Source organism: Streptomyces phyllanthi, from assembly GCF_009377205.1.
GTDB classification, from domain to species: Bacteria; Actinomycetota; Actinomycetes; order Streptomycetales; family Streptomycetaceae; genus Streptomyces; species Streptomyces phyllanthi.
This window is the reverse complement of the sequence record NZ_VJZE01000010.1, coordinates 22,486-46,590: the sequence shown is the minus strand read 5'-3', so window position 1 is coordinate 46,590 and position 24,105 is coordinate 22,486. Positions and strand designations below refer to the sequence as shown.

Below are 24,105 nucleotides of genomic sequence, written 5' to 3'. Positions count from 1 at the left end.
CCTCCGCACGTGCCCGGCCGACGGCTGCTCGCCCACGGCTGTCGCACGCCGGGCAAGCGCCCGGGTCCGGAGGTTGGACATCGGGGAGATCCTCTGCGCAAGGCGCCCTCTTCGAGGTGGCGGCGCTCCAGACATGGGACCGTCAGCCGGCGGGCAGGGCCGGCATCTGGTCCGGCGACCACGGCGGCAGCCGGTGCCCTGGGCACGGGCCGGTCACCAGGTGACCTGCCAGGAGGCGGCAGAGCGAGTCCTGGCAGGCGTTGGCGACGAGCCCGAGGAGAAGGGCGCCGGGCAGCATGGTCAGACCGGCGCAGGCGGCGCCTGCAGAGCGCGACCGGTCGACGGCGCTGAGCCCCCGGAGGCTCGGAGCGGCGGCGAGGGAAAGACGGCCGGATTGAGGCCTGGCCGCGCGGGCTGTCGCCTCGGACGAACCGCGCTGCCCCACGAGGCTAATGAGGTTCGGCCACCTCCGCAGTCGGCGGTGACGGCGGGACGGATCTCCCACTCGACAGGTCCGCGCCGTGGACGTCCAGGGACACCGTTTCGACGCGTACGTTCGCCTCGTCGTCGAGATACCGGTCGAGCTCCGGCGGCCGGTAGGCCACTTCCCCGTCGTGGCGTTCCCTGGCGGTGACGGCCAGGTACTGGCTCCTGTCGGGGCCGCCGCCGTCCGCCGTCCGCCCGATGGGCCGGTGCAGCGGCCCGGCCAGTCGGTACAGACCCGTGCGCGAGTCGTGCAGCTCGCCCATGACGAGGGGCCGCACCCTGAACTCGATGCTCCGGTCCGGGCTCATCTCACGCGGTCCGGTCGGGCTCAGCGCTTCCGTGTCGAACTCCAGCCCGTACCTGCGGGCATGATGGACCATCCACAGCAGGGCGATGTCGGACAGCGACGTCTCCGGATAGCCACCGCCGATGTCGCTGTGCACGCCGGCGAACCACACCTGCCGCAGCTCCTGCTTGCTGTCGGCGGCACCGGGCGGTCGGCTCCAGACCGTCGGCCGGAACGCCGTCCGCTGCTCGTCGATGGCCAGTGCGTGGAAGGCTCCCTTCACCCGGCTGCTCAGTTCGGTGTCGTGGAACGCCCAGCGGCGGTTGACCACGTTCACGACCGGCTTGAGCCACCGCGGCCCCGGAACCGGGATGCCCAGGGCCCCGACCGTGTCCCACACGCCGATGAAGTGGATCTCCGGCTCGTATGCGAACGCGCGGCGGAACAGGGTGGACGCCGCGCCGCTCGGCTGCTCGACCCGGTCGCGATAGAGCGCCCACGCCTCCTTGACCCGGTCGGCGTTCTCGCGGCGCAGGATCCCGGAGTTGCGCACCAGCCCCGCCAGGCTGCGCGCGGTGTACGCCCCCCGGCTGAACCCGAACAGGTACAGCTTGTCGCCGGGCTCGTAGTTGTGGACGAGGAAGCGGTAGGCGTCGATGACGTTCCGCGACAGGCCCATCCCGAAGCCGCCTCCCAGCAGCCGTTCCCAACGACGCGTGCCCACCCCGTTGCGGTAGTAGACGCGCTGTTCCGTCCCGGCGGCGGACCGCGGGAGCACGGACAGGGCCACCTTGGTGACGTTGGTCTTGCTCGTCTGGTCGGCGAGGTTCCAGGTTCCGTCGCAGCAGACGATCAGACGCTTGGCCATGACCATCCTTCCTCGGGAGAGTGCAGTGCCCGCTCCCGTCTCCCGTCGGGGGCCGGCCCCTTCGGGAGAGTCAGAAACGCCTTGTCCGGGACCGGTTGCTGCTGGTCTGGAGAGAAGACTACGCAGGACGCGCGGGCCGGCCACACACCGACGGACCGCCCTCTTGGGCAACACTCACGCCACAGGGAACTACAGCTCCGCAGGCGGCTGTCCCGATGCCTTTCGGGACCACGCTACGACAAGGCGAGCGGGTACCGGCCCGTCACCACCAGGGCCCGGGTGGAACAGAACACCGCGAGCTGACCCACGCATCAGGAATCAGTGCCGTGGGTGCCTCGGCATGGCCATCGACCAACTCCGCGGCGCCGACCATGAGGTAGACGCCGAGGCCTCGACGCACGGCTCCCCGGCCGGCAGCCGGACCGCGCTTTCGCCGGCTCGACGAGCAAGGCACCACCGTCCGCCGGGCCGTGGCCTGTTCGACGCGCCCGTACGGCCCTCCGCGCGGTACCGTCCGGCTCTCCGACGGCCCCGTGCCCTGAGCCCGGCTGGTCAGAAGATGCCCGGGCCGGGTGTCAGGATGCAGTTCGGGTCGTAGCGGTTCTTCCACGAGACGAACTGCGTCCACATCGAGCCGTAGTGCCCTTGCCAGTCGGCCTCGGTGAACGCGCACGCGCCGTGGGGGTAGCGCACGCCGCCGACGGCGGCCGCCTCCTGGTAGAGACGGTAGTTGCGGTCCATCATCCGCGACGCGAACTCGGGGTCGGGACCGGACTCGGCCGAATCCGTCAGCACGCTGACCAGCCAGACCCAGGGGCCGCTCGCCCCGCTCGGGAGCCGCAGCAGCGGTCGGCCGTAGGTCGAACGCAGCATCGGGAAGACCAGCCCGAAACCTGTCGGGCCCAGGTCCTCGGGGGCCAGCGACGGAAACAGCGACTCGACGTAACTCTCGACGGCGGCGTCCGGCAGGAACAGGTCCAGCCAGGGCTTGACTTTCGCGTCCCAGTCCAGGGTCGCCGAGAAGGCGTCGTACATGTCGGTGACCAAGGAGATGTACTCCAGGAAGTCGTAGTCCTCGAAGAGCGCGCTGTCCGCGGCAGGGCTGAGTCCGCGGAGCAGATGGGACGCGTCGGGCACATCGCCCGGGTTGTGGAAGACGGTGGCCCACAGCGTCAGTGGCTGTGCCGTGCCGGGCTGGGGAATGCTGCCGAGCGAGTCGAACTCGCCGCGGTTCGCCAGGATCCGGATGTCCGCGAAGAAGGTCGGTATGTCCGCGTACACGATCCGGTACGTTCGGGCCAGCTGCTTGGCCGGCACCAGGTCGACGGTGGCTCGTGTGATCACGCCGCACTGACCGAGTCCGGCGAGCGCCGCCTCGAACAGCTCGCTGTTCTGCGTGCTGGAGCACTGCACCAGCAGACCGTCGCCCGTGACCACCTGGAGCTGCCGGGCGTGATCGACCTGCGCGCCCGCCCGATAGGCCGACATCATCCCGATGCCGCCCATGGAAAGGGTTCCGCCGACGGTCGTCTTGGTGTAGCTGGTGATCGAGGCCGGCCTGAGACCCTGCTGGTACGCGGCCTCGATCAGGTCCTTCCACAGCACGCCGGCATCGACGTCGGCGCCGTTGGCGCCGATCGCGTGGATCGTGTTCAGCGACTCCATTTCGATGATCAGGCCACCGCTCACGAGCGGTTGACCGAACATCGCGTGGTGTGCGCCGGCCGGAGCGACCTTGATGCCGTTCCTGTCGCAGTAGCCGATCATCCTCCGGATGTCCTTGACCGAACCGGGTCGGAGCACCGCGCACGGTGTGTTGAAGACGATGTTGCCCTGGTCGTGCGAATTCGCCGCGATGGACTCCGCGTCGAACGTGAGGGTGCCGTCAAGAGGCGGCGCTGTGGAGAACGACGGACAGTCCGCGGCCTCGGCTTCGGTCACCCACTGCCGCGCGACCAGGTCGAAGCCGGCCACGAGCGCCACGGTCCCGGCTCCCAACCGGGACATGAACTGACGTCTGTTGACAGGAGCGCGCTCTTCAAGTGACATACCAGTCTCCGTTTGTCGGCGCGGTGGATCGTCGGCACACCGCTTCGGGTTTGTCGTATCGCTGTCGGGGCGGCATCAGCGGGACGAGTCGTCCCGGGCCGACGACCGCGCCCCCGCCTCGCCTGCCGCCCCCGCCCGGGGCGAGCGCCGGAGCCGTGCACTCCGGCTCCGCATGGCCGTATACGGCCGGCGCTGCCGCTCCCCGGACATGCCGCGCCCTACTTCAGCTGGGTCGAGGGCCGCAGCAGCGGCGACGGCGGGACGGCCCGGCCGGCGGCGTGGCGAGGCACAGGAGTGTCCTGACCCGGGACCTGGCCGGGTCTGCGTTTCTCGCCCATGTCGTTCTTCCCCCTGAAGTGTCGCCCGAGTTCATCATGGCGTCAGGGAGGTCTGTTGCGCGAGAGGGCGAATCGCCAACAGGGGTCGGATTTGTGGTCATTGGCCTACGGGCCGGTAGAGGGCCTGGGGACGGCGGGAGGTATCCGTGCGGTTGAGCAGCCGGTCCTCGAGGTGCCGCATGGGTTCGTCCAGCCGGATGAGGCGCTGTCCGGTGCCGTTGCCGGTGGATCGGGGGCGCTGGAACCGGAACAGGACGTGGGTTCCCGGGTTCGGGCGGGCATGGCGGACACTGGGCAGCAGGAGAGGGGAGGCCGACCATGCTGACCGTAGTCCGTGAACAGCTGGGGCAGGCCCTGTTCCGCCGCGTCGCCGGCCCCGACGGACCGGCGACACGTGCCCGCATCCACCACACCCCCGGCCCGCGCTGGTTCGGACCCGACCGCCCGATCCGCACTGTCCACGGTGACGCCTCGATGTTCATCGGTGGGCTGAGCGCACTGCTGTTGCAGTCCCTGCACCCGCTCGCCATGGCGGCGGTGGCCGGGCACTCCGGTTACCGCGGCGACCCATGGGGTCGGCTGCAGCGCACCAGCACCTTCCTGGCCGTGACGACCTACGGCACCGCCGCGGACGCCCAGCGGGCGGTCGACCACGTCCGCGGCATCCACGAACGGATCCGCGGGACGACGGCCGAGGGCGTGCCCTACCACGCGGCCGATCCGCACCTGCTCGGCTGGGTGCACGCCGCCGAGACGGACAGCTTCCTGCGCGCCCACGAACGCTTCGGAGCCCGCCCGCTGGACGCCGCCGGCTACGACGCCTACATCGCCGATACCGCGCGCGTCGCCGAGGCGCTGGGGGTGAGCGACCCACCGCGCGACCGCCGCGAGCTGTCCGAGCGCCTGACCGCCTACCGGCACGAACTGAGGGCCACGTCCGAGGCCCGGTCCGCCGCCCGCTTCCTGCTGTTCCAGCCCCCCCTGCCCCTTGCGGTACGGCCCTTCTACGGCGGTCTGGCCGCTAACGCCGTCGCGCTGCTCCCACCCTGGGCCCGCGGCATGCTGTGGCTGCCCCGGGTGCCGGTCGTCGAGGACCTCGCCGTACGCCCCACGGGACAGGCCCTGACCCGGACCATCCGCTGGGCGATGACGCCGCCGCCGCAGTCCCGTCCGACGTGAACCGTGCTCAGGCTCTCTGGCCCCGCGCCGGAACGCATCATGAGATCTCGTAGGTCGGCACCGGGCTCCTGCGGAAAGTACGCGGCCCGGCGGTTTGCCGGGGGAGGGGGCTGCTCTGTGGTGGGGTTCGTATAACGGGACCTGCGGATGCATGGGGCTCATCGGCGGTAGGCGGTGGCGGCGACGGCCGGCAGGACGGCGAGGGCGAGGGCGCCGCCGGTGAGGGCGAGGACGGGGTAACCGGCGGCGGCCACGACGAGGCCGGAGCTCAGGCCGCCGGTGGCGCCGGCGATGGCGATGGAGACGTCGACCATGCCCTGGGTCCTGGCGCGGGTGGCGAGCGGCACGGCGTCGGTGATGATCGCTGTGCCCGAGACGAGGCCGAGGTTCCAGCCGAGTCCGAGCAGGGCCAGGGCGAGCGCGAGAAGTGCGACGGAGTCGCCGGGTGCGGTGGCGCCGAGGACGCCGGCGGCGAGCAGGGTGAGGCCGGAGGCGGCAGCAATCCTCAAAGGGCCGTGGCGGTCGACGAGCCAGCCCGTCAGCGGCGAGGGCAGATACATGGCGCCGATGTGGACGGCGATGACGAGGCCGGAGGCGGCGGTGCCGTGGCCGTGGTCGTGCAGGTGGACCGGGGTCATCGTCATGATCGCGACCATGACGAGCTGGGTGAGGACCATGACGAGCGCGCCCAGGACCACGCCTCGGCGGCCCCCGTGCGAGGGGGCGGCGGGTGCGGCCGCGGCGGCGGTGCTGCTCTGCTCGGCGGCGAGGGCGCGGGCCGTGAGCAGCGGGTCGGGTCGCAGCCTGACGGCCAGGACGAGTGCGGCGAGGGCATAGGCGGCGCCGGAGAGCAGGAAGGGGCCGGCCAGGCTGGGAATGCCGAGGTTCTCGGCGAGCGTGCCGGTGGGGGCGGCGAGGTTGGGGCCGGCGACGCCGCCGAGGGTGGTGGCGACCAGGACGGTGGAGACGGCCCGGGCGCGGTGGCGGGGGTCGGCGAGATCGGCTCCGGCGTAGCGGGCCTGGAGGTTGGTGGCGGTTCCGGCGCCGTAGATGAACAGGGCGAGGAACAGCAGGACGGGGTTGTCCAGGACGGCGGCGCTGATGACGCCGAGGCTGCCGATGGCTCCGGTGAGGTATCCGGCGGCCAGTCCTGGGCGGCGGCCGCGGGCCTGGGAGATGCGGCCGACGGCTACGGCGGCCAGCGCGGAGCCGGCGGTGAACAGGGCGCTGGGCAGCCCGGCGAGGCTGGTCGTGCCGAGCATGTCCTGGGCGAGCAGGGCGCCTACGGTGACACCGGCGGCGAGACCGGCACCGCTGAGGACCTGGGAGGCCACCAGGACGCGCAGGATGCGGCGCTGTGCTCGGGCGGCGTCGGGTATGGAGCCGGTCGTGCCGGCCGGTGCGGTACTGGTCATGTCTCTTCCGGGTGCCTTCGTCGTAGGGACCGCCCACCGGCAGCCCCGCGTACGGGGCCGGTGGGCGGAAAGGGGGCGGGCTGCCAGATGGCGTCGAGTGCCTGGGCGAGGTCGGCGATGAGGCCGTCGGCCTCTTCCAGGCCGACGGCCAGGCGGATCATGCTGTCCGCGATGCCGCGCTCGGTGCGCTCGGCCACATCGGGGCCGTGGTGGGTGGTGATCGGCAGGGTGACGAGGCTCTCCACGCCGCCGAGACGCCCTGCGGAACGCGGTGTTCGCCGACGTGCACGCCGCGGGTGGACGGTCCCCGCGCGGTGGGGTTGGTCATGCCGCTTGTCGACACGGGGCTGGGCGCAGTGTCTGTCCCGTCGATCCAGGCGACGGCCGCACCCTGGCCACTCCGGCGTCCAGGTCGCTGGGGCCCGCCGGCGCTCAGCAGTGCACCGCAAGCGGCGGAAGCACGGACTGTGCGACGGGCGTCTCGGGAGATGGGGCAGGGGTAACCCTTGCTGCGTCCCAGGTGTCACCCCGTGGCGGCACACAGGCCACATCCACGCCATCAGACCCACCGAGATGGCGCACCCGTACCCGAATCGCAGCGCGAAGGCACCCGTGCACTTGTGCTGAACGTTTGACACATTGACCTCCGGCAAGACAAGTTGTCCCATGCTCTTGATACAAGTGCTGGAGGTCTCGTGTTCCTGCCTTTCAACGTCACCCTGGCGGCTCCGTTCGTCGTCGGGTTGCTGGTGCTCTTGCGCCTCGGGCGCCGGGGAGAGGGCCAACTCGCGGGCGTGGTCGGGCAATACCGCCGACGTGCGGGGAGATGGCGTCGGGGTGGCCTGGCAGTGGGCCTGATCGCCGCTGTCCTGCTCACGTACGGCGGCCTCCTCCCCGCGGGGAACTTCTGGCTGGCGGGCCCGGTCTTCGGCGCGTGCGTCCTTGCCGGCGTCCTGGTTGGCGAGTTCCTCGTTTCACGCCCCGATGGGACGGTGCGCACGGCCGTGCTGACGCCTCGTCGCATGCGGGACTACCTTCCTCGCGGATACGGTCCCCTGCTCGGCGTGCTCCTCCTGGCCCTGGCGGCGCTGCTCGCCGTGATCACCGCCGCGACCAGCCGTATGGTCGGCCCGGGCGGGCTTATCCGTTTCGCCTGCTCGAACGGCATCGTCTTCATCGTCTCTCAATGGTCGGTCCTGTCCCTGGTTCTGGGCGTGCTGGTCTCGGTCGTGGGCGGAGCCGGCGTGTGCCTGCTTGTCGTGCGGAAGATCGTGGTCCGACCCGCGCTCCCTGCCGATGCGGCTTCGGGCACGGTGGACGACGCTCTGCGCGCGGCCTCGGCCGAAGCGGTGACCTTGGCCTGGGGAAGCCTGGTGGCGGCATCGCTGCTCGCCTCTGCCCTGCTCGCCGGCGCACACTTCGACATGTTGGCCACTGCCCCGTGCAACGACCCGGGGCTGATGCCTTTCAGGGTCGTCGCGTATCTGCTGGTTGCCGGTTCCGCGGCCGCGCTCATCCATCTCCTCGTCCGCCTGACGCGCCTGTCCGGGCCGCGGGGGGCTGCCGCGTGAAGCCGCTGACCGTGCGTGTGGACACCGCCAGTCCCGTTCCTCCTTACGAGCAGGTGCGTATCCAGGTGGCCGACCTCATTCTCGGCGGCCATCTGGTCGAGAACGACCGGCTTCCGGCCGTGCGGCAGCTCGCTGCGGACCTCGGGCTGGCGACCGGAACCGTCGCCCGGGCCTACCGGGAACTGGAATCCGCCGGCCTGGTCATCAGCCGACGTGGAGCAGGCACCCGCGTCGCTCCAGGCGCCGCACCCACCCCGGAGTCACAGCTCGCCGAGGCCGCCGGCGCATACGTCACCACCGGCCGCCGCCTGGGGGCGGGCGATGACCAACTTCTCGCGGCTGTCCGTATCGCCCTCGCCGGCGCGCCTCCGGGGTGATCACGCGGTGCGCTCCCCAGGGCTGTCTTCGCCACGCGAAGGAGTTGATCGGCGGCGCTTCGTTCCGGGCGGGGAGCACTCGATCTCCAGGGCGAGACCCCCATGGCGAACTGGCACCGGGACTGCTGCAACACGAGCTGCGGGGTCACCGCCGACGTCGAAGACCCCGGCGCCAAGGCGCAGGTGTTCTGCGCGTAACACCGCCCCGGCGCCGGACGCCCGCCGGGACCACGGACTCGGGCGGCCGTCCGGCGGGAGGCGGCCGCGGGCGTTGAACGCGTCGCGGCGAGTGCCGGGCAGTCCGCACTCGATACGGATGAGGTCTTCGGTCCCGCCACGGGCGGCCAGTTGCTCGATCGGGACTTCGATGGTTGCCAATCTGCTGGCCGCTGAACGACATCTCGTTCACCCGGCCGAGGCCGGCAGGCCGCATCGCGCGAGCAGATGCTGCTCCTCGACTCCGGCGAGCGGCCCGCACTGACGGTCAGCCCCATCGACATCGGCGCGCCTGCACCGACCTTCGGGCGCCGGAACTGACCGCCGGAAGCGCCGTCGGTGTCCCTGTCACCGGTCGTCGGTAGCGTGATCGCCGTGATGGTGGGCACCGAAGAAACCCGGCTGGTCGTGCTGCGCGGCAACAGCGCGTCGGGCAAGTCGTCCGTCGCGGACGGCCTCCGCGAGAAGTTCGGCCGCGGCCTGGCCCTGGTCGGCCAGGACAACCTCCGCCGCATCGTGCTCCGCGAACGCGACCGGCCAGGCGCCGCGAACATCGGCCTGATCGACCTGACGGCCCGCTACGCACTCAACGCCGGCTACCACGTCATCGTCGAAGGCATCCTGTACGCCGACCGCTACGGCGACATGCTCGCCCAACTGCGCGCCGACCACCGCGGCCCGACGCACAGCTACTACTTGGACGTACCGTTCGACGAGACCCTGGCCCGGCACGCCACCAAGCCGATCGCCGACGACGTCAACGAGACACAGCTACGCGACTGGTACCGGCCGCGCGATCTGCTGCCCGGCGGCATCGAGACCGTCATCGGCGCAGACAGCACCCTCGCCTCGACCGTCGACCGCATCATGCTCGACACCGGCCTGGCCCACCTGCCCGCACTGGACCGCTGACCGGCGCCTGGTTGCGGCATCTTGCACCAACGGGTGCGCCTGCCGTGGCGACAACTGTTGCGCGAGCCATCGTGTACAAGCACTGCTGCTCGCCCCGCACATGGCCGGCGGGCAGACGACGAACTCGAAGGGGAGTGCTGGTCGATGGCAGCGGCCGACGTGGCGGACGGGCCAAGCCAGTACCGCGTCAGACAACGTTCGCCCCGGGCGCGAGTGATGATCTTCGTAATAGCTTCGGCGTCGCTGTGCACCACTGCGCACTCAAGGAGGTGAGACCGATCAGCACTGTGACACGTCGGGGCTTTTTCCTTTGCATGGCCTAGGCCGTGTATCGAAAGTGGATCAAGCCGTCGTCGCGAGTTCGACAAGGTGCCGGGCTGTGCCGGCGGGATCGATGATCTGATGAAGGTGCGCGCCGGGCAGGTGTGCCACGCGCCAGCCGCGTTCACGCGCCTTGGCAGCAAGGCCGTCATACGGAGGGCCGAACAGTAAGTAGGAGCAGGGATGGTCGTCCCAGCCGTCGGGGACTGGGATGTGCTGCTGGTAGTAGGACAGCGGCAGGGTGGGCTGCTCATCGGTGACGGTCTGCCGCACCAGCGGATCGGGGAACATGGGTGCGACGTCTGCTTCGTCCCACCAGTCGGTCCAGCGGGGCAGCCTGCCGTTCACAGCCATCGGGCGGAGAAACTCCAGCACCTCGGGTGGGGCGACAGGTGTCGGTCCGATCCGTGCCGGCAGTGCGGCATCGACGAAGATCGAGCTGGTCACCGGATGGTCGAGGCCCGAGCGGATCACCGGGAGAAACAAGCCTGCGTTGCTGTGTACCACCAACCTGACGGGACTGTCGGCCGGGACCTGCTGCAGGTCGTCGCGGACGGCGTCCACAATGCGGGGCCAGAAGGGCGGGGCGCCGGCGCCGATACGCAGCAGGGACGGCACCCGCACCTGGTATCCCGCCGCCGTCAGGTGTTCGGCCACCGGGCGCCAGGTTGAGGGGCCCACGGACGGACTGTGCACGAGGACGAAGAGCGGCTGCATGTGACGATCCTGTCGCAATGCCAGGGGAGGCGGGGCAGTATCGGCTGGCAGCAGAACGCTTCGTTTCGAACAAGCCCATGTCCCAGCACGGCTGGCCGTTCACAGCCATTCGTCGATGGCCGCGATGAGGACGGTGGCTTCGAGCGGACTGCGAGCTTGTCGTACCTCGTGGCCGCCGCCCGATGTCTCTTGAGGCGGTTGATGCCGCACTCGACCGCGTGCCGAGCCTTGTAGTCCTGCGGGTCGAACTTCGGCGGCCGGCCGCCGCGCGAGCCGCGTTTCCTGCGATTGCGGGCCTGATCGGCCTTGTCCGGGATGGTGCAGCGGATCCCGCGGCGCCGCAGGTAGGCGCGGTTCCTGCGGGAGGCGTACGCCTTGTCGGCGCGCACTCGATCGGGACGGACGCGCGGTCGGCCCGACCCGATGCGAGGCACGCGGACCTTCTCCAGCACGGGTTCGAACTGCGGCGAGTCTCCGCGCTGCCCAGCCGTCACCACGAGCGACATGGGCTTCTGGCCCTGCTCGACGGCCAGGTGCAGCTTGGTGGTGAACCCGCCGCGCGAGCGTCCCAGTCCGTGATCACGAGGCTCGGTGAAGACGCCCGGCGGTTCCTTCTGCAGGTCACCCCCGCTTCCGGGCCCCGGCCGCATGCTGATGGGCGCGACACACTGTTGAATCGACGCTCAGGTCCCCTGTGATCGCACCCTTCGTGTCGGCCAGGCACTGGAGCCGGGTGAGGACCCGGTGCCAGGTGCCGGCCCGCTGCCATCGGCGGAACAGGTCGTAGATCCGGCCCCACGGCCCGTACTCGACGGGTACGTCCCGTCAGGGAACGCCCGTCCGAACCCGGAACCGTATGCCGTCGATCAGCTGCCGCCGGGGCCAGACGGGCGGTCGTCCCACCTTCGTCCCCTTCGGCAACAACGGCTCCAGCACAGTCCACTGTTCGTCCGTGAGATCTCCTCGCGCCATGAACCGCGATCATTCACCGCTCAAGATCTACTTTCGATACACGGCCTAGGGAGCGCCCGCACAAGGCATCCCGAAAGGCTTGAAACGCTGATGCGCTTCACCTGGTCCTGGTCCGGGTCGTCGGCCGGGGCCTCGGCCAGACGTAGCCGAAGCCGGTGGCGCGCACCGAGAGGGGCCGCGGGCCACCTTGAGGGGCGTCAGTGCCCCGGCGCTTCAGGCCGTACAGGAAGAACGGGAGGCCCGCCGCCCACAGCACCACCGCCGTGATCACACCCGCCGACAGGAAGGTGCCGAAGCCGGAGACGTGGAGCGTGGGCCGCAGCCCCGTGCCGAACCAGGACACCAGCCACAGCACCAGCGCGCCGCCGGCCAACGACCCCACGGCGAGGAACGGCAGGACCCCGAGCACGAGCCGGCGCAGATCCGGCCACCCCAGGTCGTGGGAGAGAGTGAACCCCGTGCCGAGCAAAGAGAACAACACGGCCGACACCACCATGGCGATGACGGCCCGCCACCACTCGTCGGCCTCCAGCCGGACACCCCCGAGCGCCGACGTCAGCAGCCACAGCACGCCGAAGCACACGGCCAGGCGACCGAGCCGACCGACCGCCCCCTGGGCCCTTCCCTTCGAGGTCAGCGAGCCGCGCAGCGCGGTGAGGGCCAAGCCCAGGAGCAGGTCGACCAGCGCCACCACCACGAAGGGCCAGAAGCCGGAGATGCGGAGGGGGAGGTCCAACAGTGCGCACACGGTCTCCGCCAGCCACCACAGGAGAGGTGCCATCACCACCGCCGCGCCCACCGTGACGACGGTGACCAGGCAGGCGACGGCACCTTCGTGTCGGCGGACCGCGTCGACGCGCACCAGCCGGGGCAGTCCGTGCTTCACGGCCAGAACCGGCAGATGGCCCAGCGTCGACACAGCCAGCATGGTGAGCACAGTCAGTGCCTGCCTCCCGGCCGGGCCGTCCAGCTCCACGCCGCGCGTGACCTGGGCGGCGCCCCAGGTGGAGGCGCTTCCCATGACGAGCCACCACAGCGCCTTCGTCGTCCGTTCGCGCATCACTGCCCCCGCCTCGAATGAACCCCCTTCCATGCTGAACTTCCCGTCCAGGCTTGGGAACACGCTGAAGCTTCGATGAGGGTTGTCACCGTGCACTTCCAGTCTTCGGGGAAGACACCGGACCGCCGCGGGAGACGCCTGTGGGCGAGCAGACCATGCCGAGGAGGCCCGGCGGGACCACGCGGCGTGTGCGGTTGGGCTGGTGCCGGCCTCGGCTGCCGCGTTCTGACAGGGTCGGATCATCTGGAATGTCGTGTTCTCGAGGTGCTGACGGCCGGTCGCCGGATGCCGCCGCCTGCACCGCCGCCACGAACGCAAGGCCGAACACTTCCTCGCCTTCGTGGGCAACGCCGCAGCCCTCATCTGTCACTGTCGGCTCATGGCTTGAGGTTGACTCTTGCCACCGCCGTCACTGGGCCGTGCCAGCCAACAGCCACCGACGCACATGCACTTCCAGCAGCACTCGCTTGCTTCCGGGACGTGTGGGAGCGGATACATCCCACCCGTATTTCTGCTCGAACGCGGTTACGACCTCGTGAGGGAACCCATCACGAATCAGTAATGCGTCTCCTTCGGCGACGACCGGAAACCGGCCGTCCTCCAAAGCCAGGGATACGCGGGGCTCCTTGAGGATGTTTCTGACCTTGACGGAGCTGTGATCCGAACCGATCCACCACCGGGAGCTCTGGTAGACGAACCAGACGGGCGTGACGTGGGCAGAGCCATCCGGGCGTACGGTGCACAGCCAGACGTTCTTTTCCTCGGCCAAGCGCAGACGGACGGCTGGCCCTGGCTCGTTCACAAGATCACTCACTCCACTATCGGACCAGCAGCCGTGATGAAACACATCGGGCGGTGCGTCGGACCATCGGCCTAGGTCTCGCGGCCCAAACGAAACGACCTCTGTGACGTCGTTTTCTTTGGCGTGATCTTCGTTGAGCGCAGCGCTCCCAGGCGATATCCCGCTCGCCCGATTCCGTCGGCCGGACGCGCTCGCGATGCGCCGCTGGGTGCCTGCCGGGCGGTTGCGTCTCGTGTGATCGAGCGGCGACGATCTACCAAAACCCCATAAACCATCCTCTGGGCGTCGCAACCGATGAGTTCTCGCTGTCGGCGCCGTCCCTACTGCGAGGAGGTGTTCGCGATGGACGCGACGGCACGACAGGAGGCTCTTCGGCGGCTGGATGTGCTGGTCGGGGAGTGGGTGGTGGAAGCGGAGTTCGCCGGTGGGGAGGCGGCGGCGGTCGGGCGGAGCGTGTTCGAGTGGACCTTGGACGGGCAGTTCCTGGTGCAGCGCACCAAGGCCCCGGATCCTGCCCCGGACAGCACGGCGATCGTCTCGGTCGACCTCGGGACGGGTGCGTACACGCAGCACTACTTCGACGCGCGGGGGGTCGTACGGACGTACGCGATGACCTTCGACGGCGAGGTGTGGCGGCTGCTGCGGGAGCGTGCGGACTTCTCGCCGCTGCACTTCCAGCAGCGGTTCACCGGCCGGATCGAGGACGACGGCGACACCGTCCGGGGCGCCTGGGAGCTGGCGAAGCTCGGCTCGAGGGAATGGGAGCGGGACTTCGGGCTGACCTACCGACGGAGCCGTTGAGATGAGGCCGACCGCCGGGAACGGGCGTGGGATCCTCGACACGAGTCTCTACATGGTGCTGGCCACGGCCAACGCGGAGGGACGGCCGTGGAGCACTCCGGTCTATTTCGCGCATCTGGGGTGTCGGGAGTTCTTCTGGGTGTCGTCGCCGGAGGCGGCGCACTCGCGGAACATCACGGTGCGGTCCGAGGTGGGCATCGCGATCTTCGACTCGTCCGTGCCGATCGGGGGAGGTCAGGGAGTGTTCATGGCAGCCGTCGCGGGGCTTGTGGAGGGCGAGGGTGTCGAGCGGGGGCTGGAGGTCTTCTCCCGGCGCTCGCTCCGGCACGGCGGACGTGTCTGGACCGTCGACGACGTACAGGGCGACTCCGGTATCAGGCTGTACCGCGCGGTGGCCGAGGAGCACTCGATGCTGGCCAAGGACGGGAAGCCGGACCACCGGGTGCCGGTTCGGCTCGTCGAGCCGTCGCCGTGACGAGGAGGCCGGCGACCCAGCCGGTCCCGACACACCTTCGGGGTCGTCGGCACGCAGGTCGAGAAGTCGTCGCGGGCGTCAGAGGAGCTCGCCCATCCGTTACCCATTTCTGAGCGAGGGCTGAGTGGGCACTGACCTGGATTCCGCAGTCGTCCTGATCACCGGCGTGATGTACGCGATAGTTCGGAGCGTCGTGGTGTCAGGGGGAGGGGCTACGGTACATCGCTGTGGACGCTGCTGATCTTGACTATCGTGCCCGGACGCAGTCCGGCTGCATCCCGCCGCATCTGGTCTCCGGGCTTCTCGAACTCGGCCATGCCGAGGTGGTGGAGTTCGCGGGTACGCACTGCTGCGCTGGGCCGGAGACAGGATCACCGAGGCGTCGATCATCGATCCTGAGATCAACCGGACGTACATGGACGTCGTCCACATGCGGGCGCACCCCAAGGCCCTCACCAGTCCCCGCGTCCTGCTGAGGACCGCTCGCGTCCTGGCAGCCGGGTAGACCCCACCACACCAGCGACACAATCGACGGGAAACCAATCAACATGCTGAGCTGGGCGCGGACCTTGGACGCAGCCGGAATCGACGCCGTCCACCGCGCAGACTACGAGGAGCAGCGCCGGATCGTCGCCAGGTTCGCGCGGGCTGAGTACGCAGCGGTCCGGCTGCTGCTGCCGGCGCGCATCGTTCCCGACGTCATCGCGGCCGTGGCTTTCATGCACGTGACCGACGACCTGATCGACCAGGGCGACAGCGAGCAACGCATAACGGCGCTCGCCCACTGGGAGTCCCAAGTGCGGCAGGCCATCGAAACCCGGTCCGCCGACCAGCCGGTCCTCCGAGCCCTGCTCTACAGCACCACGCGGCACCCTCAATTGAGCGAGAACATCGAGCAGTTCCTCCGCGGCGCACACGTCGAGGCTCGCTGGCAGGGGTTCGCCACGGAGTCGGAACAGCAGCGGTACATCGACACCTACTCACTGCCGGCCTTCATGCTCACGGCGTGCCTTCTCACCGACCGGACACCCAGCGCGGCGTACGTGGAATCGTGCCGGTCCCTCATCGAGGCGATGCAGCGCCTGGACTGGGTTGAGGATCTGGCAGAGGACCTGGCACAGGACCGCCTGGGGGTCCCCGCCGAGGTACTCGGCCGGCACGGGCTCCGCGCGCACGATCTCCGTGCGACGGTAGGGCAGGAGAAGGAAGTCGCCGAGCTCGTGCGTGAGCAGACAGGACAGGCCGACCGCTTGCTGGCCGCGGCCCGCAGCCTGGAAGACGGCGTAGCCCTGGACCTGCGCCCGTTCGTACGGGCCCTCATCGAGGTAGAGGTGCTGCGCACGCGCGCAGTGGCGAAGCGGGGCGAGGCCCTGCGCCGCGGGCCGTCCAAGCTGCCCGTGGTCGGCGCTCTACGTATTCTCGGGCGAGAGTACCGGGCAGGGCGACACGCGGCGTAGGGTGCACGTCACCACTGCGTGTCCTCAGAAGCCGTAGTCGTACCGAGCAGCAAGCTCGCGTGATTGAACACGGTTCCACCCCATCCGGCCACCCCCGCGGCCTGTGGCCGCAGGGCGGCGCTTACGTGCTCCTGAACCCACTGACGCCCGGATCGACGCGGTGCTCGCCCGGCTCCGCGCCGATCTGTCCGGCACGCTGCGGCCGGCCGAGTTGGCCGACGAGGCCGGGATGCCCCGGGAGCATCTGATCCGGACGTTTCACCCGCGCCACCGGCACCCGCCCTAGGCCTGGCACCTGCCGGCCTGGTTGTCCGAGGCGCGGCGTCGACTGCGCAGGGGCCAGTCCGTCGCCGGTGTCGCGCACGCGCTCGGCTTCGCCGACCAGGCACATTTCCACAGCCATTTCGCCGTGGCCTATGCCGTCACACCGGGCCGGTACCGTCGGCTGTCTCAGATCAACATCTGGTCGGTGGCTACGAGATGCTGCTGGCCACCAGCGAGTCCATGGTCCTAGGGTCGATGACCATGCCCATGAGCCGCCGCCTCGCCCGCCGCACCCACACGGCCCCGCAGCCCGTGTCCCTGACCGCCTGAAGCAGGCTGTCACGTCGTCAGGGCGATGAAATGACGTCCCGGAAGATCCTCCGGATCGGCGGCCCGAAGACACGGCCAGTCCTCCAAGCCTCGGCCAGTCCTCCAAGCCTCGCGGAGGTCGGCGCTGGTCGTGTCGCCGGGTCGATCGTTCCGCTCAGGGGTGGTGTGCATGGTGGTGTGCATGCTCGTGGCCATCGCAGCGTACTGCCGCGAAGATCAGCCGGCTTTGACCGCCCCTGCAGTGCCTGCAGGGCGCTTGGGTCGCTTGTTGGGGCGGTAGCTGGGGCCGTTCATGATGACAGCGGGGGGCGCCAAGATCCGGTCTCAGGAGTTCGGTGGCCCATGACGCTGCTGTGGCGTGTCAGCTCTTGACGAACCGCCCGACGAACGCGAGCGCCTTGTCGGCGACATCACGCCAGCCGCTGTCTATGGTCAGCGCGTGCCCCCGGCCGGGGATCTTCTCGATCTCGGTCACGCCCTGGTTGTCTTGCTGCTGCTTGTAGGAGGCGTTGACGATCGCCCAGGGGACGGTGTTGTCCCGCTCACCGGAGATGAGCAGCAGCGGTCCGCGGTCGGGGTTCTTGGTGTCGACCTTGGCCTCGGTCCAGGGATTGAGGTTGGCTGCGGCCGCCTGGAACAGCGGCTTGCCTGGGGTCGGCACCGCGTAGGTGTTGTAGAGCTGCTTGGCCTCGTCCTCGCTGACGGCGTTGGCGAAGGCGTAGCGGAACTGCTCGTAGGTCAGCGGCACCGCGCGGTTGCGGTTGGCCGGGTTGCCGAGCACCGGGAAGCTCGACTTGAGGGTCGAGATCGGCAGGGGCAGCACCCCCCCGGAAGGGGGCGGGGTCGATCGCCACCGACACCGCGGCCAGGCCCCGCCCGGCCAGGATCTGGGTCAGTAGCCCGCCAGTGGAGTGGCCGATGATCGCCGGCTTGTGATTCAGCCCGCGGATGATGGTCTCGAAGTGGTCGGCGACCTGGCCGATCGACTTGCCGGCGAACACGTCCGGGTGCTCGGCGGCCTCCTCGACCGTCTCGGGGTCGTCCGGCCAGCCGGGGGTCAGGGCTACATAGCCGTTGTCCTCGAACAGCTTCGCCCAGCGATCCCAGCTGCTGGGCAGCAGCCACAGACCGTGGACGAACACCACTGGCTGGCGGTCGGTCTGGTTCGCGTGCCGGCACTGCTCCAGCTCGTGCTCGGTGATCGTCTTGCTGTCGGGCGGGGCGCTTGGCCCTGCGTCGGTCATGGCGATTCCTCCTGGCGGGCCCGGGAGATCTTCTTCTGGTTGAGAGGCTTCGTCTGCGGGTGCCTCAGCCGGTTCCGAGCCCGGCGCGCAGGAAAGCGGTGGCCTGGCCGACAGCGGCTCGCGTGGCTCGGGTCCCGCTGAGCGCATTGAGCAGCATGAAGTCGTGGATGGTGCCGTCGTAGCGCACGGTTGTCACGGGGACGCCCGCTGAGCGGAGCTTGGCGGCGTAGGCTTCTCCCTCGTCGCGCAGCACATCGGCCTCGTCAACGCACACATAGGCGGGCGGCAGCCCAGTCACCTGCTCGGTGCTGGCCTGATTCGGCGATGCCGTGATCTCGGCGCGCTGTGCCGGATCGGTGGTATAGGCGTCCCAGAACCACTCCATCGCCTTGCGGGTGAGGTAGAAGCCGGTGGCGAACTGCTCGTATGACGCGGTGTCCATCGCCGCGTCGGTGACCGGGTAGTACATCGACTGCTGCACGAAGGTGACGTCGCCGCGTTCCTTGGCCATCAGCGTCAGCGCGGCCGCCATATTGCCGCCCACCGATTCGCCGGCCACCGCCATGCGGCTGGCGTCCAGGCCCTTGGAGGCCCCCTCTCGGGTGATCCACTGAGCGGTGGCGTAGCCCTGCTCAATCGCGGTCGGGTAGCGGGCTTCCGGCGCGTTCGGGTACTCCACGAACGCGAGCGCCGCGCCGGCGCCGACAGCGAGCTCGCGCACGAGCCGGTCGTGGGTTTCGGCGTTTCCGAGGATCCAGCCTCCACCGTGCATGTACACAATGACCGGCAGCATGCACGCCTTGCGGCTTGATGATGCGTACCCGGACGTCTCCCACTCGGGAGGGGACCGTGATCCACTCTTCGTCGACCGGGAGCTTGCTGACCGGGGCAGACTGTGCGTCTGTGAGGATCTTCCGAGCATCGGCCGGCGCCATCTCGTACAAGAACGGCGGTTTCGAGAACGCCTCAGCAACATCCTGTGCCGCGGGCTCAAGGACGACCGGGCTGGCAGCAGGCATGACAGTACTCCTCATGCGAAGGCTCAGACATGGACTTGGCCAAGAGCGCGCTGCGTCGTCGGCGCCAGCTCGTCACGCACCGGATCTTCCCGTTGACCAGGCCATCGAGGCCTGGTGGCTGCCCGCCGTTGCGGCACGTCTCCACGTTCGTGACGCTTTCCATCTAACACCCGCAAAAGGGGCAGTTCCAATCCAGGGTGATCGCCGTCAGTTGCGCGGTCCGCGTGTGCCCTTAACAGCGGTGGCCCTGTCGCAGGCTTGCTCGGCTTCGCACTGCTGGGTCTGAGTCAGGGTGGTCTGGGCGGTGTAGGAGGTGCGTTGCGGTGATGTCAGCCGCCCGGATACGCGCTACACGCGGCGACTACTCCCTGTTTGACATGGTTCGGACCGGTGGCGTGGTGGGTGGGGGTGAGAGTTGGGAGGTTCGGCGTGGCATCCGGTTCGGCATGGCGTTTCTCAGCGCGGCAACTGCCGCTCAGGCTCACCGTCGGTGCGTTCTTCCTCAACTCCGGGCTGTCGAAAGGCGACGTGGACCAGGCCACCGCACAGCGACTCCGACAGTTCGCCGGCGCCACCTACCCCTTCCTGGGCAAGCTCGACGCCCAAAAGTTCACCCGCCTGCTCGCCACCGGGGAGATCGCCGCATGCTGCGACGCTGATCAGGCCACCGGCTCAGGGTGAGCCCGCCCGGCTCGTCGGGACGGTGCGGCGATCCGTGCCGGGCATGACGGCCCAGGCCGGGCCGACTGGGTGCGATCGTGTGTCGGCCGGCTGCGACAACTGCCACGCGCCAGCCGTCGAAGGTGAGACGAAGGAGTTCAGGGCGGTCTTCCAGCGGCTGGTCCAGTGGGCCCGGCCCTTGCGGGTGGGGTCGAGCGACATGATCGCCATGCAGAGGCACCCTGCAGCTCACCCGGCGCGGGTTCGGGCCGTGGGCGCGCATTTCCGCGATCCCGAGGGGTCCAATCGCCGGTGTGCAGCTGTGCATCCCGTCCTGGAACGCGCTGGACGCGCGGGAGTGGGACAAGAAGGACGACCGCAACTGCCGCCGACCATGCACCCGCGGATCTCGCCCGGTACCTGGGCACGCACGCGCAGCGGGCAATGACGCCACGCGGCACCGCGTCGATCACCAGCCTGGAGCTGATGACCGCGCTGCGCCCGCCGACCCGCGCGGAGAAGGACGAGGCCACCGGGAAGTTCGAGCGGGCGTTCCACGCGGACGCGCTCACCGCGTTGTACGACATGGTGGAGTGCGGGTCCCGGACGGGCACCCGATCCTGGGCGCTCTGCGGGATGCGGCGGGTGAACGCCGGGACCTGCGCGAGCGCATAGAGCGTGAGGTCAAGAAGCAGTGGCAGCCGCAGATCCCGACGTGGAGCAGATCGACATCTCCCCGTAATCAGTGTCCGTCCAGTGCCGGGCTTGGCGGCGTGGCTTCTGAAGCCTGGGCCGTGCGCAGTCGCCCGCGGATGTGGAGAGTGTCGCCGTGGCCGAGCTGGTCGAGGATCTCCAGCGCCTCCTGCCAGAAGAGACGGGCCACACGGAAGTCCCCCGCGGCCAAGTGGACGTCGCCGAGGTGAACCAGCGTCTCGGCTACCTCGTTGCTGTCACACCGCTCCCGCCGCAGGCGCAGTGCCTGCCTGAAACAGGCGATCGCCTCCTGGTGATCGCCAAGATGCTGGTGGGCATGGCCCAGAGTGTCCCAGGCGGCTCCTTCACCGTCACGGTCATCGAACTCCTGGAGTATCCGCAGGGCCTGCCGGCAGTGGTGAATCGCCTGCTGGTGGTCGCCGAGCAGGGAGAGCTGCCAGCCGATCTGGTTCAGGGCCCGGCCCTGCCCGATGAGGTGATGTGCGGCCCGCAACAGGCTCAGGGCCTCCCGCGCATGGGACAGCGCCTCACGGTGCCGACCCTGGCGGCCGAGCACCGTACTGATGAAACGGAGAGCCTGGGCCTGACCGACCGGATCACCGAGGTCGCGGCAGAGGTTCAGCGACTGGCGCAGTTGGGTGTGCGCGTCCTGGTGGCGGCCCTGCCGGCAGTAGACGCGGGCAAGATTGCGGCGGGTACGCGCCTCACCGGTCACATCGCCGGCCTGCCGGGCGGCGGCGAGTGCTACCTCGTGTGTGTCGGCCCACTCGTGCCAGCGCCCCGCGAGGTCGAAGAAGCTCACCAAAGTCCAGGCCAGTTGCCAGGCATGAGCCTCGAACCCAGTCTCGGCAGCCCGGCGGACCGCTGCCGTCAGATTCGGCAGCTCCGCAGCAAACCAGGCCAGCGCCCGCCCGTGGTCCGTGAGCACTTCGGGGGTGACGCCGACCTCAGGGCCGGTCAGACGGACCGGGTCCCGGTACCAGCTGAGGGCCTCGGATGCCGTGGCGGCGCTGTGCAGGTAGTGGTCGAGGAGTCGGCGAAGCGCTGTCCGTCTCTCGTTCTCCGGATCATGGGTGTGGGTGAGTTCCGTCGCGTATTCGCGGAGCAGATCATGGAGTGTGCAGCGACCAGGCACGTACTGGTCGATCAGGTGCGCCTGAGTCAGTTCGGCCAGTAACGGGCGGACCTGGTCTGCCCGGAGCCCTGCCAGCCCGGCGGCCGCCGGTTCGGTGACGATCGGGCCGGGGTGCAGGCCCAGCAGCCGGAAGAGCCGGGCAGCCGCCGGGCTGAGCAGCCGGTACGACCAGGAGAACACACCCCGTATATCCGTTGCGGGATCGTCGCTGGTGAACGGGCCCAGCCCTGAGCCGGTGTCACCCAGTTCGCGGGCGAACACGGAGAGGGCAAAGCGCGGGTTCGTCGCGGCGCGCGCGGCCACGATCGACAGCGCCAGAGGCAGCCGGGCGCAGCGCGTGATGATCTCTTCCACCGCATGAGTGGCGGCCGTCACCCGGGCGTGGCCGAGCCTGTGGACCAGCAGCCGACGGGCCTCGTCCTTGGTCAGCAGGTCGACGACGAGCGGGCAGGCGCCGTCGGCCGCGACAAGGCCGGTGAGCTGGTTGCGGCTGGTGACCAGGGCCAGGCACCCCGATGAGCCGGGCAGCAGAGGTCGGACCTGATCGGCGTCGCGAGCGTTGTCCAGCAGCACGAGAACCCGTTTGCCGGCGACGAGGCTCCGGTACAGGCCGACCTGCGCATCCAGGCCGGGAGGGATGCGGTCGGCCGGCACCCCGAAGGCGTCCAGGAACCCAAGGATCGCCTCCGCGGACGTCATCACCGATCCAGTCGGATGGAACCCGCGCAGATTCACATACAACTGCCCGCCTGGGAACCGGTCGGCCACCCGCGACGCCCAGTACACCGCCAGGGCCGTCTTGCCCACGCCTGCGGTTCCCGCAATGGCAGTGATCACCACTGCCGCGGTGTGCTGATCGTTCGCGGTGTCCAGCAGTGCGTCGAGCTGCCTCAGTTGCTCAGCCCGGCCCGTGAAACTCGCCAGCGGTGCCGGCAACTGCGCCGGCACCGCCCGGTCCGGCCCGTGTCGCTCAACGGCCGCCCCCGACACGGCGGGGCGTTTGTGGCGCCGAGGCTCGTCGGCGCTGCCGACCGGCTGATGCGGACCGACGGGCTCACCGGACAGGATCGCCCGGTACACCTGCTGTGCCTCGGGGCCGGGGTCGGTGCCGAGTTCCACGGACAGCCGCTCGCGCAAGGCCGCGTAGCAGCCGAGAGCCTCCGGGCCGCGCCCTGCGGCGTAAAGGGCCTGCATCAGCGCTGCCACCAGCGGTTCGGCCAGAGGGTGCTGGGCCATCAGATCCGGCACCCTGGCGATCACCGCCGCAGTGTTGCCGACGAGTAGTTCGGCATGGGCCCAAGCCGCCGCGGTCTCGATGTGCTGGTACGTCCAGCTGTCGCGGGTGCGTGCCGCCCACAGTCCGGAGAGTCCGGCCAGCGGTTCACCGCGCCACAGTCCGAGTGCCTCGCGCAGCAGCACGGCTCGCTCGGCGACCGGGCGGCAGGAATCGCGGGCCTGTTCGGCCAAGAGCCGGTAACGGTGCAGGTCGACCTGGTTGGGATCCATGTCAAGCAGGTATCCGCTGGTGTGGCGCAGAATGGTCTGCTTCGCGGTCCCACCGTCGGGGCCTTGTGCGACGCCCGCGCTGGGGTCTCCGAGCGCTGTGGCTGCCGCGGTCGCGGCGAGGATCCGTCGGACACGCGTGATCAGGGCGTATAAGGACTTGCGAGCTTCCGAAGGGGGGTTCTCGCCCCACACCCGGTCGATCAGCGTGTCCGCTGTGACTGGTCGGCCGACATCGACCAGCAGTGCGGCCAGGACGGTCTGTTGCTTTGCCGGCCCCAGGTTCACCGGACGGTCGGAGACCCGGATTTCCATCGGCCCCAGCAGTCGAACCTCCGCCGCACATCCCATCCGTCCCCCTCGCCGACGCTGCCAGCAGCACACCAGGAACACGGCTGCCTGCCAAGGTTTTTGCAAGGTTCACGACCAGTACCGCGGCTCAGCATTGATGCGCCAGGTGACCGGACACCCCGGTCACTTCCGGTCGGACGAGAGGAGAGTGACTGATGCAACGGAAGCATCTGCTGGTCGCCGGAGCGTTGGCTCTGGGACTGACGGCCTCGGCCTCCAGCGCGTACGCCATCACCGGGTGGCGCTATCACGGCAGCGACTACGCCGGCGTTACCGCAGTGGACGAGTCGTACATCGGGGTGTGCGACAAGGAGGCGGACAACCACAGGGTCACCTCCTACTACCGCGAATACCCCAACCCGCCCGGCACCAACGGCAGCGTCTACGACGGCAACGGCAGCGCCTCACCATGCAGCGGTTACAACTCGCCGACCTGGATCGTGGACTTCAACGTGTGTGAGGCCACCCAGGGTTGCTCGCGCTGGATGTCCGAGGGCTGAGAGCACCGGCTGCCGGGCCGCCCGGGACACCACCCCGGCCCGGCAGTCACGCCATCCGAGCGGCGACATGCCTCTCGACGGAC

At 69.6% G+C, this 24,105-nt stretch carries 22 protein-coding genes and 2 pseudogenes; 11 read left to right on the top strand and 13 right to left on the bottom strand.

Annotation, left to right across the window (positions count from 1 at the left end):
• Positions 1-142: 142 nt before the first annotated feature.
• From FNH04_RS46340 to FNH04_RS03435, 3 genes are all read right to left on the bottom strand, one after another.
• Complete coding sequence (locus FNH04_RS46340; protein ID WP_194236535.1) at positions 143-298, bottom strand: hypothetical protein; 156 nt, start codon at positions 296-298, stop codon at positions 143-145.
• 151 nt (positions 299-449) lie between these two features.
• The gene (locus FNH04_RS03440) at positions 450-1,640 is read right to left on the bottom strand and encodes a DUF2235 domain-containing protein (protein ID WP_152780149.1); all 1,191 of its coding nucleotides are present in this window, start codon (positions 1,638-1,640) and stop codon (positions 450-452) included.
• 552 nt (positions 1,641-2,192) lie between these two features.
• Positions 2,193-3,647 (bottom strand): FAD-binding protein, encoded by a 1,455-nt coding sequence (locus FNH04_RS03435; RefSeq protein WP_228031064.1) that lies wholly within the window; start codon positions 3,645-3,647, stop codon positions 2,193-2,195.
• Between the two features lie 698 nt (positions 3,648-4,345).
• Here FNH04_RS03435 and FNH04_RS03430 point away from each other — a divergent pair.
• Entirely contained in the window at positions 4,346-5,206 is an 861-nt protein-coding gene (locus FNH04_RS03430; RefSeq protein WP_152780145.1) for an oxygenase MpaB family protein, read from the top strand.
• Between the two features lie 158 nt (positions 5,207-5,364).
• Here FNH04_RS03430 and FNH04_RS03425 read toward each other — a convergent pair whose 3' ends face one another.
• The gene (locus FNH04_RS03425) at positions 5,365-6,621 is read right to left on the bottom strand and encodes an MFS transporter (protein ID WP_152780143.1); all 1,257 of its coding nucleotides are present in this window, start codon (positions 6,619-6,621) and stop codon (positions 5,365-5,367) included.
• A complete protein-coding gene (locus FNH04_RS49300; RefSeq protein ID WP_386576033.1) occupies positions 6,618-6,866 on the bottom strand; it encodes a PLP-dependent transferase in 249 nt (82 codons plus the stop codon). The genes FNH04_RS03425 and FNH04_RS49300 overlap by 4 nt, the downstream gene beginning before the upstream one ends.
• 450 nt (positions 6,867-7,316) lie before the next feature.
• Between FNH04_RS49300 and FNH04_RS03415 the strand changes: the two genes are divergently transcribed.
• From FNH04_RS03415 to FNH04_RS03405, 3 genes are all read left to right on the top strand, one after another.
• Positions 7,317-8,192, top strand: coding sequence for a hypothetical protein (locus FNH04_RS03415; RefSeq protein ID WP_152780141.1), 876 nt, complete (start codon positions 7,317-7,319; stop codon positions 8,190-8,192).
• Positions 8,189-8,569: a GntR family transcriptional regulator gene (locus FNH04_RS03410; RefSeq protein ID WP_322722541.1), complete on the top strand. Its 381-nt coding sequence runs from the start codon at positions 8,189-8,191 to the stop codon at positions 8,567-8,569. The genes FNH04_RS03415 and FNH04_RS03410 overlap by 4 nt, the downstream gene beginning before the upstream one ends.
• Before the next feature lie 594 nt (positions 8,570-9,163).
• Complete coding sequence (locus FNH04_RS03405) at positions 9,164-9,697, top strand: AAA family ATPase (protein WP_152780172.1); 534 nt, start codon at positions 9,164-9,166, stop codon at positions 9,695-9,697.
• A 342-nt stretch (positions 9,698-10,039) separates the two neighbouring features.
• On the opposite strand, the gene FNH04_RS03400 is transcribed toward FNH04_RS03405, so the two are convergent.
• From FNH04_RS03400 to FNH04_RS03380, 4 genes and pseudogenes are all read right to left on the bottom strand, one after another.
• On the bottom strand, positions 10,040-10,735 hold the full coding sequence (locus tag FNH04_RS03400; RefSeq protein ID WP_152780139.1) for a lipase family protein: 696 nt from the start codon (positions 10,733-10,735) through the stop codon (positions 10,040-10,042).
• 99 nt (positions 10,736-10,834) lie between these two features.
• A pseudogene (locus FNH04_RS03395) lies at positions 10,835-11,707 on the bottom strand (IS5 family transposase).
• 97 nt (positions 11,708-11,804) lie between these two features.
• Complete coding sequence (locus FNH04_RS03390; protein ID WP_152780137.1) at positions 11,805-12,800, bottom strand: phage holin family protein; 996 nt, start codon at positions 12,798-12,800, stop codon at positions 11,805-11,807.
• Positions 12,801-13,176: 376 nt separating this feature from the next.
• Positions 13,177-13,569, bottom strand: coding sequence for a pyridoxamine 5'-phosphate oxidase family protein (locus tag FNH04_RS03380; protein ID WP_322722546.1), 393 nt, complete (start codon positions 13,567-13,569; stop codon positions 13,177-13,179).
• A gap of 342 nt (positions 13,570-13,911) precedes the next feature.
• Between FNH04_RS03380 and FNH04_RS03375 the strand changes: the two genes are divergently transcribed.
• The 4 genes from FNH04_RS03375 to FNH04_RS49295 all read left to right on the top strand — a co-directional run bounded on the left by FNH04_RS03375 (position 13,912) and on the right by FNH04_RS49295 (position 16,816).
• Positions 13,912-14,370, top strand: a complete 459-nt coding sequence (locus tag FNH04_RS03375; protein WP_152780135.1) for a hypothetical protein — start codon at positions 13,912-13,914, stop codon at positions 14,368-14,370.
• 1 nt (position 14,371) lies between these two features.
• Complete coding sequence (locus FNH04_RS03370) at positions 14,372-14,845, top strand: pyridoxamine 5'-phosphate oxidase family protein (RefSeq protein ID WP_152780133.1); 474 nt, start codon at positions 14,372-14,374, stop codon at positions 14,843-14,845.
• Positions 14,846-15,393: 548 nt separating this feature from the next.
• On the top strand, positions 15,394-16,302 hold the full coding sequence (locus FNH04_RS03360; RefSeq protein ID WP_152780129.1) for a squalene/phytoene synthase family protein: 909 nt from the start codon (positions 15,394-15,396) through the stop codon (positions 16,300-16,302).
• A gap of 307 nt (positions 16,303-16,609) precedes the next feature.
• Positions 16,610-16,816 carry a helix-turn-helix domain-containing protein gene (locus FNH04_RS49295; protein ID WP_228031050.1) on the top strand — a complete coding sequence of 69 codons (207 nt, stop codon included), beginning with the start codon at positions 16,610-16,612 and terminating at the stop codon, positions 16,814-16,816.
• A gap of 622 nt (positions 16,817-17,438) precedes the next feature.
• On the opposite strand, the gene FNH04_RS49290 is transcribed toward FNH04_RS49295, so the two are convergent.
• Positions 17,439-18,140 carry an esterase/lipase family protein gene (locus tag FNH04_RS49290; protein WP_194236534.1) on the bottom strand — a complete coding sequence of 234 codons (702 nt, stop codon included), beginning with the start codon at positions 18,138-18,140 and terminating at the stop codon, positions 17,439-17,441.
• Positions 18,141-18,204: 64 nt separating this feature from the next.
• Positions 18,205-19,159: pseudogene (locus tag FNH04_RS03345) on the bottom strand (alpha/beta hydrolase).
• Between the two features lie 429 nt (positions 19,160-19,588).
• Between FNH04_RS03345 and FNH04_RS03340 the strand changes: the two are divergent.
• Positions 19,589-19,840, top strand: coding sequence for a hypothetical protein (locus FNH04_RS03340; RefSeq protein ID WP_194236533.1), 252 nt, complete (start codon positions 19,589-19,591; stop codon positions 19,838-19,840).
• Here FNH04_RS03340 and FNH04_RS03335 read toward each other — a convergent pair.
• On the bottom strand, positions 19,832-20,050 hold the full coding sequence (locus tag FNH04_RS03335) for a hypothetical protein (protein ID WP_152780125.1): 219 nt from the start codon (positions 20,048-20,050) through the stop codon (positions 19,832-19,834). The two genes, FNH04_RS03340 and FNH04_RS03335, sit on opposite strands and share 9 nt — an antisense overlap.
• 213 nt (positions 20,051-20,263) lie before the next feature.
• Here FNH04_RS03335 and FNH04_RS48895 point away from each other — a divergent pair, with 213 nt between their 5' ends.
• Complete coding sequence (locus FNH04_RS48895; protein ID WP_194236532.1) at positions 20,264-20,494, top strand: hypothetical protein; 231 nt, start codon at positions 20,264-20,266, stop codon at positions 20,492-20,494.
• Positions 20,495-20,561: 67 nt separating this feature from the next.
• Here FNH04_RS48895 and FNH04_RS03325 read toward each other — a convergent pair whose 3' ends face one another.
• On the bottom strand, positions 20,562-23,486 hold the full coding sequence (locus FNH04_RS03325; protein WP_152780123.1) for an AfsR/SARP family transcriptional regulator: 2,925 nt from the start codon (positions 23,484-23,486) through the stop codon (positions 20,562-20,564).
• A gap of 191 nt (positions 23,487-23,677) precedes the next feature.
• On the opposite strand from FNH04_RS03325, the gene FNH04_RS03320 reads away from it, so the two are divergent.
• Complete coding sequence (locus FNH04_RS03320) at positions 23,678-24,022, top strand: hypothetical protein (protein WP_152780121.1); 345 nt, start codon at positions 23,678-23,680, stop codon at positions 24,020-24,022.
• The last annotated feature ends 83 nt before the right edge of the window (positions 24,023-24,105 follow it).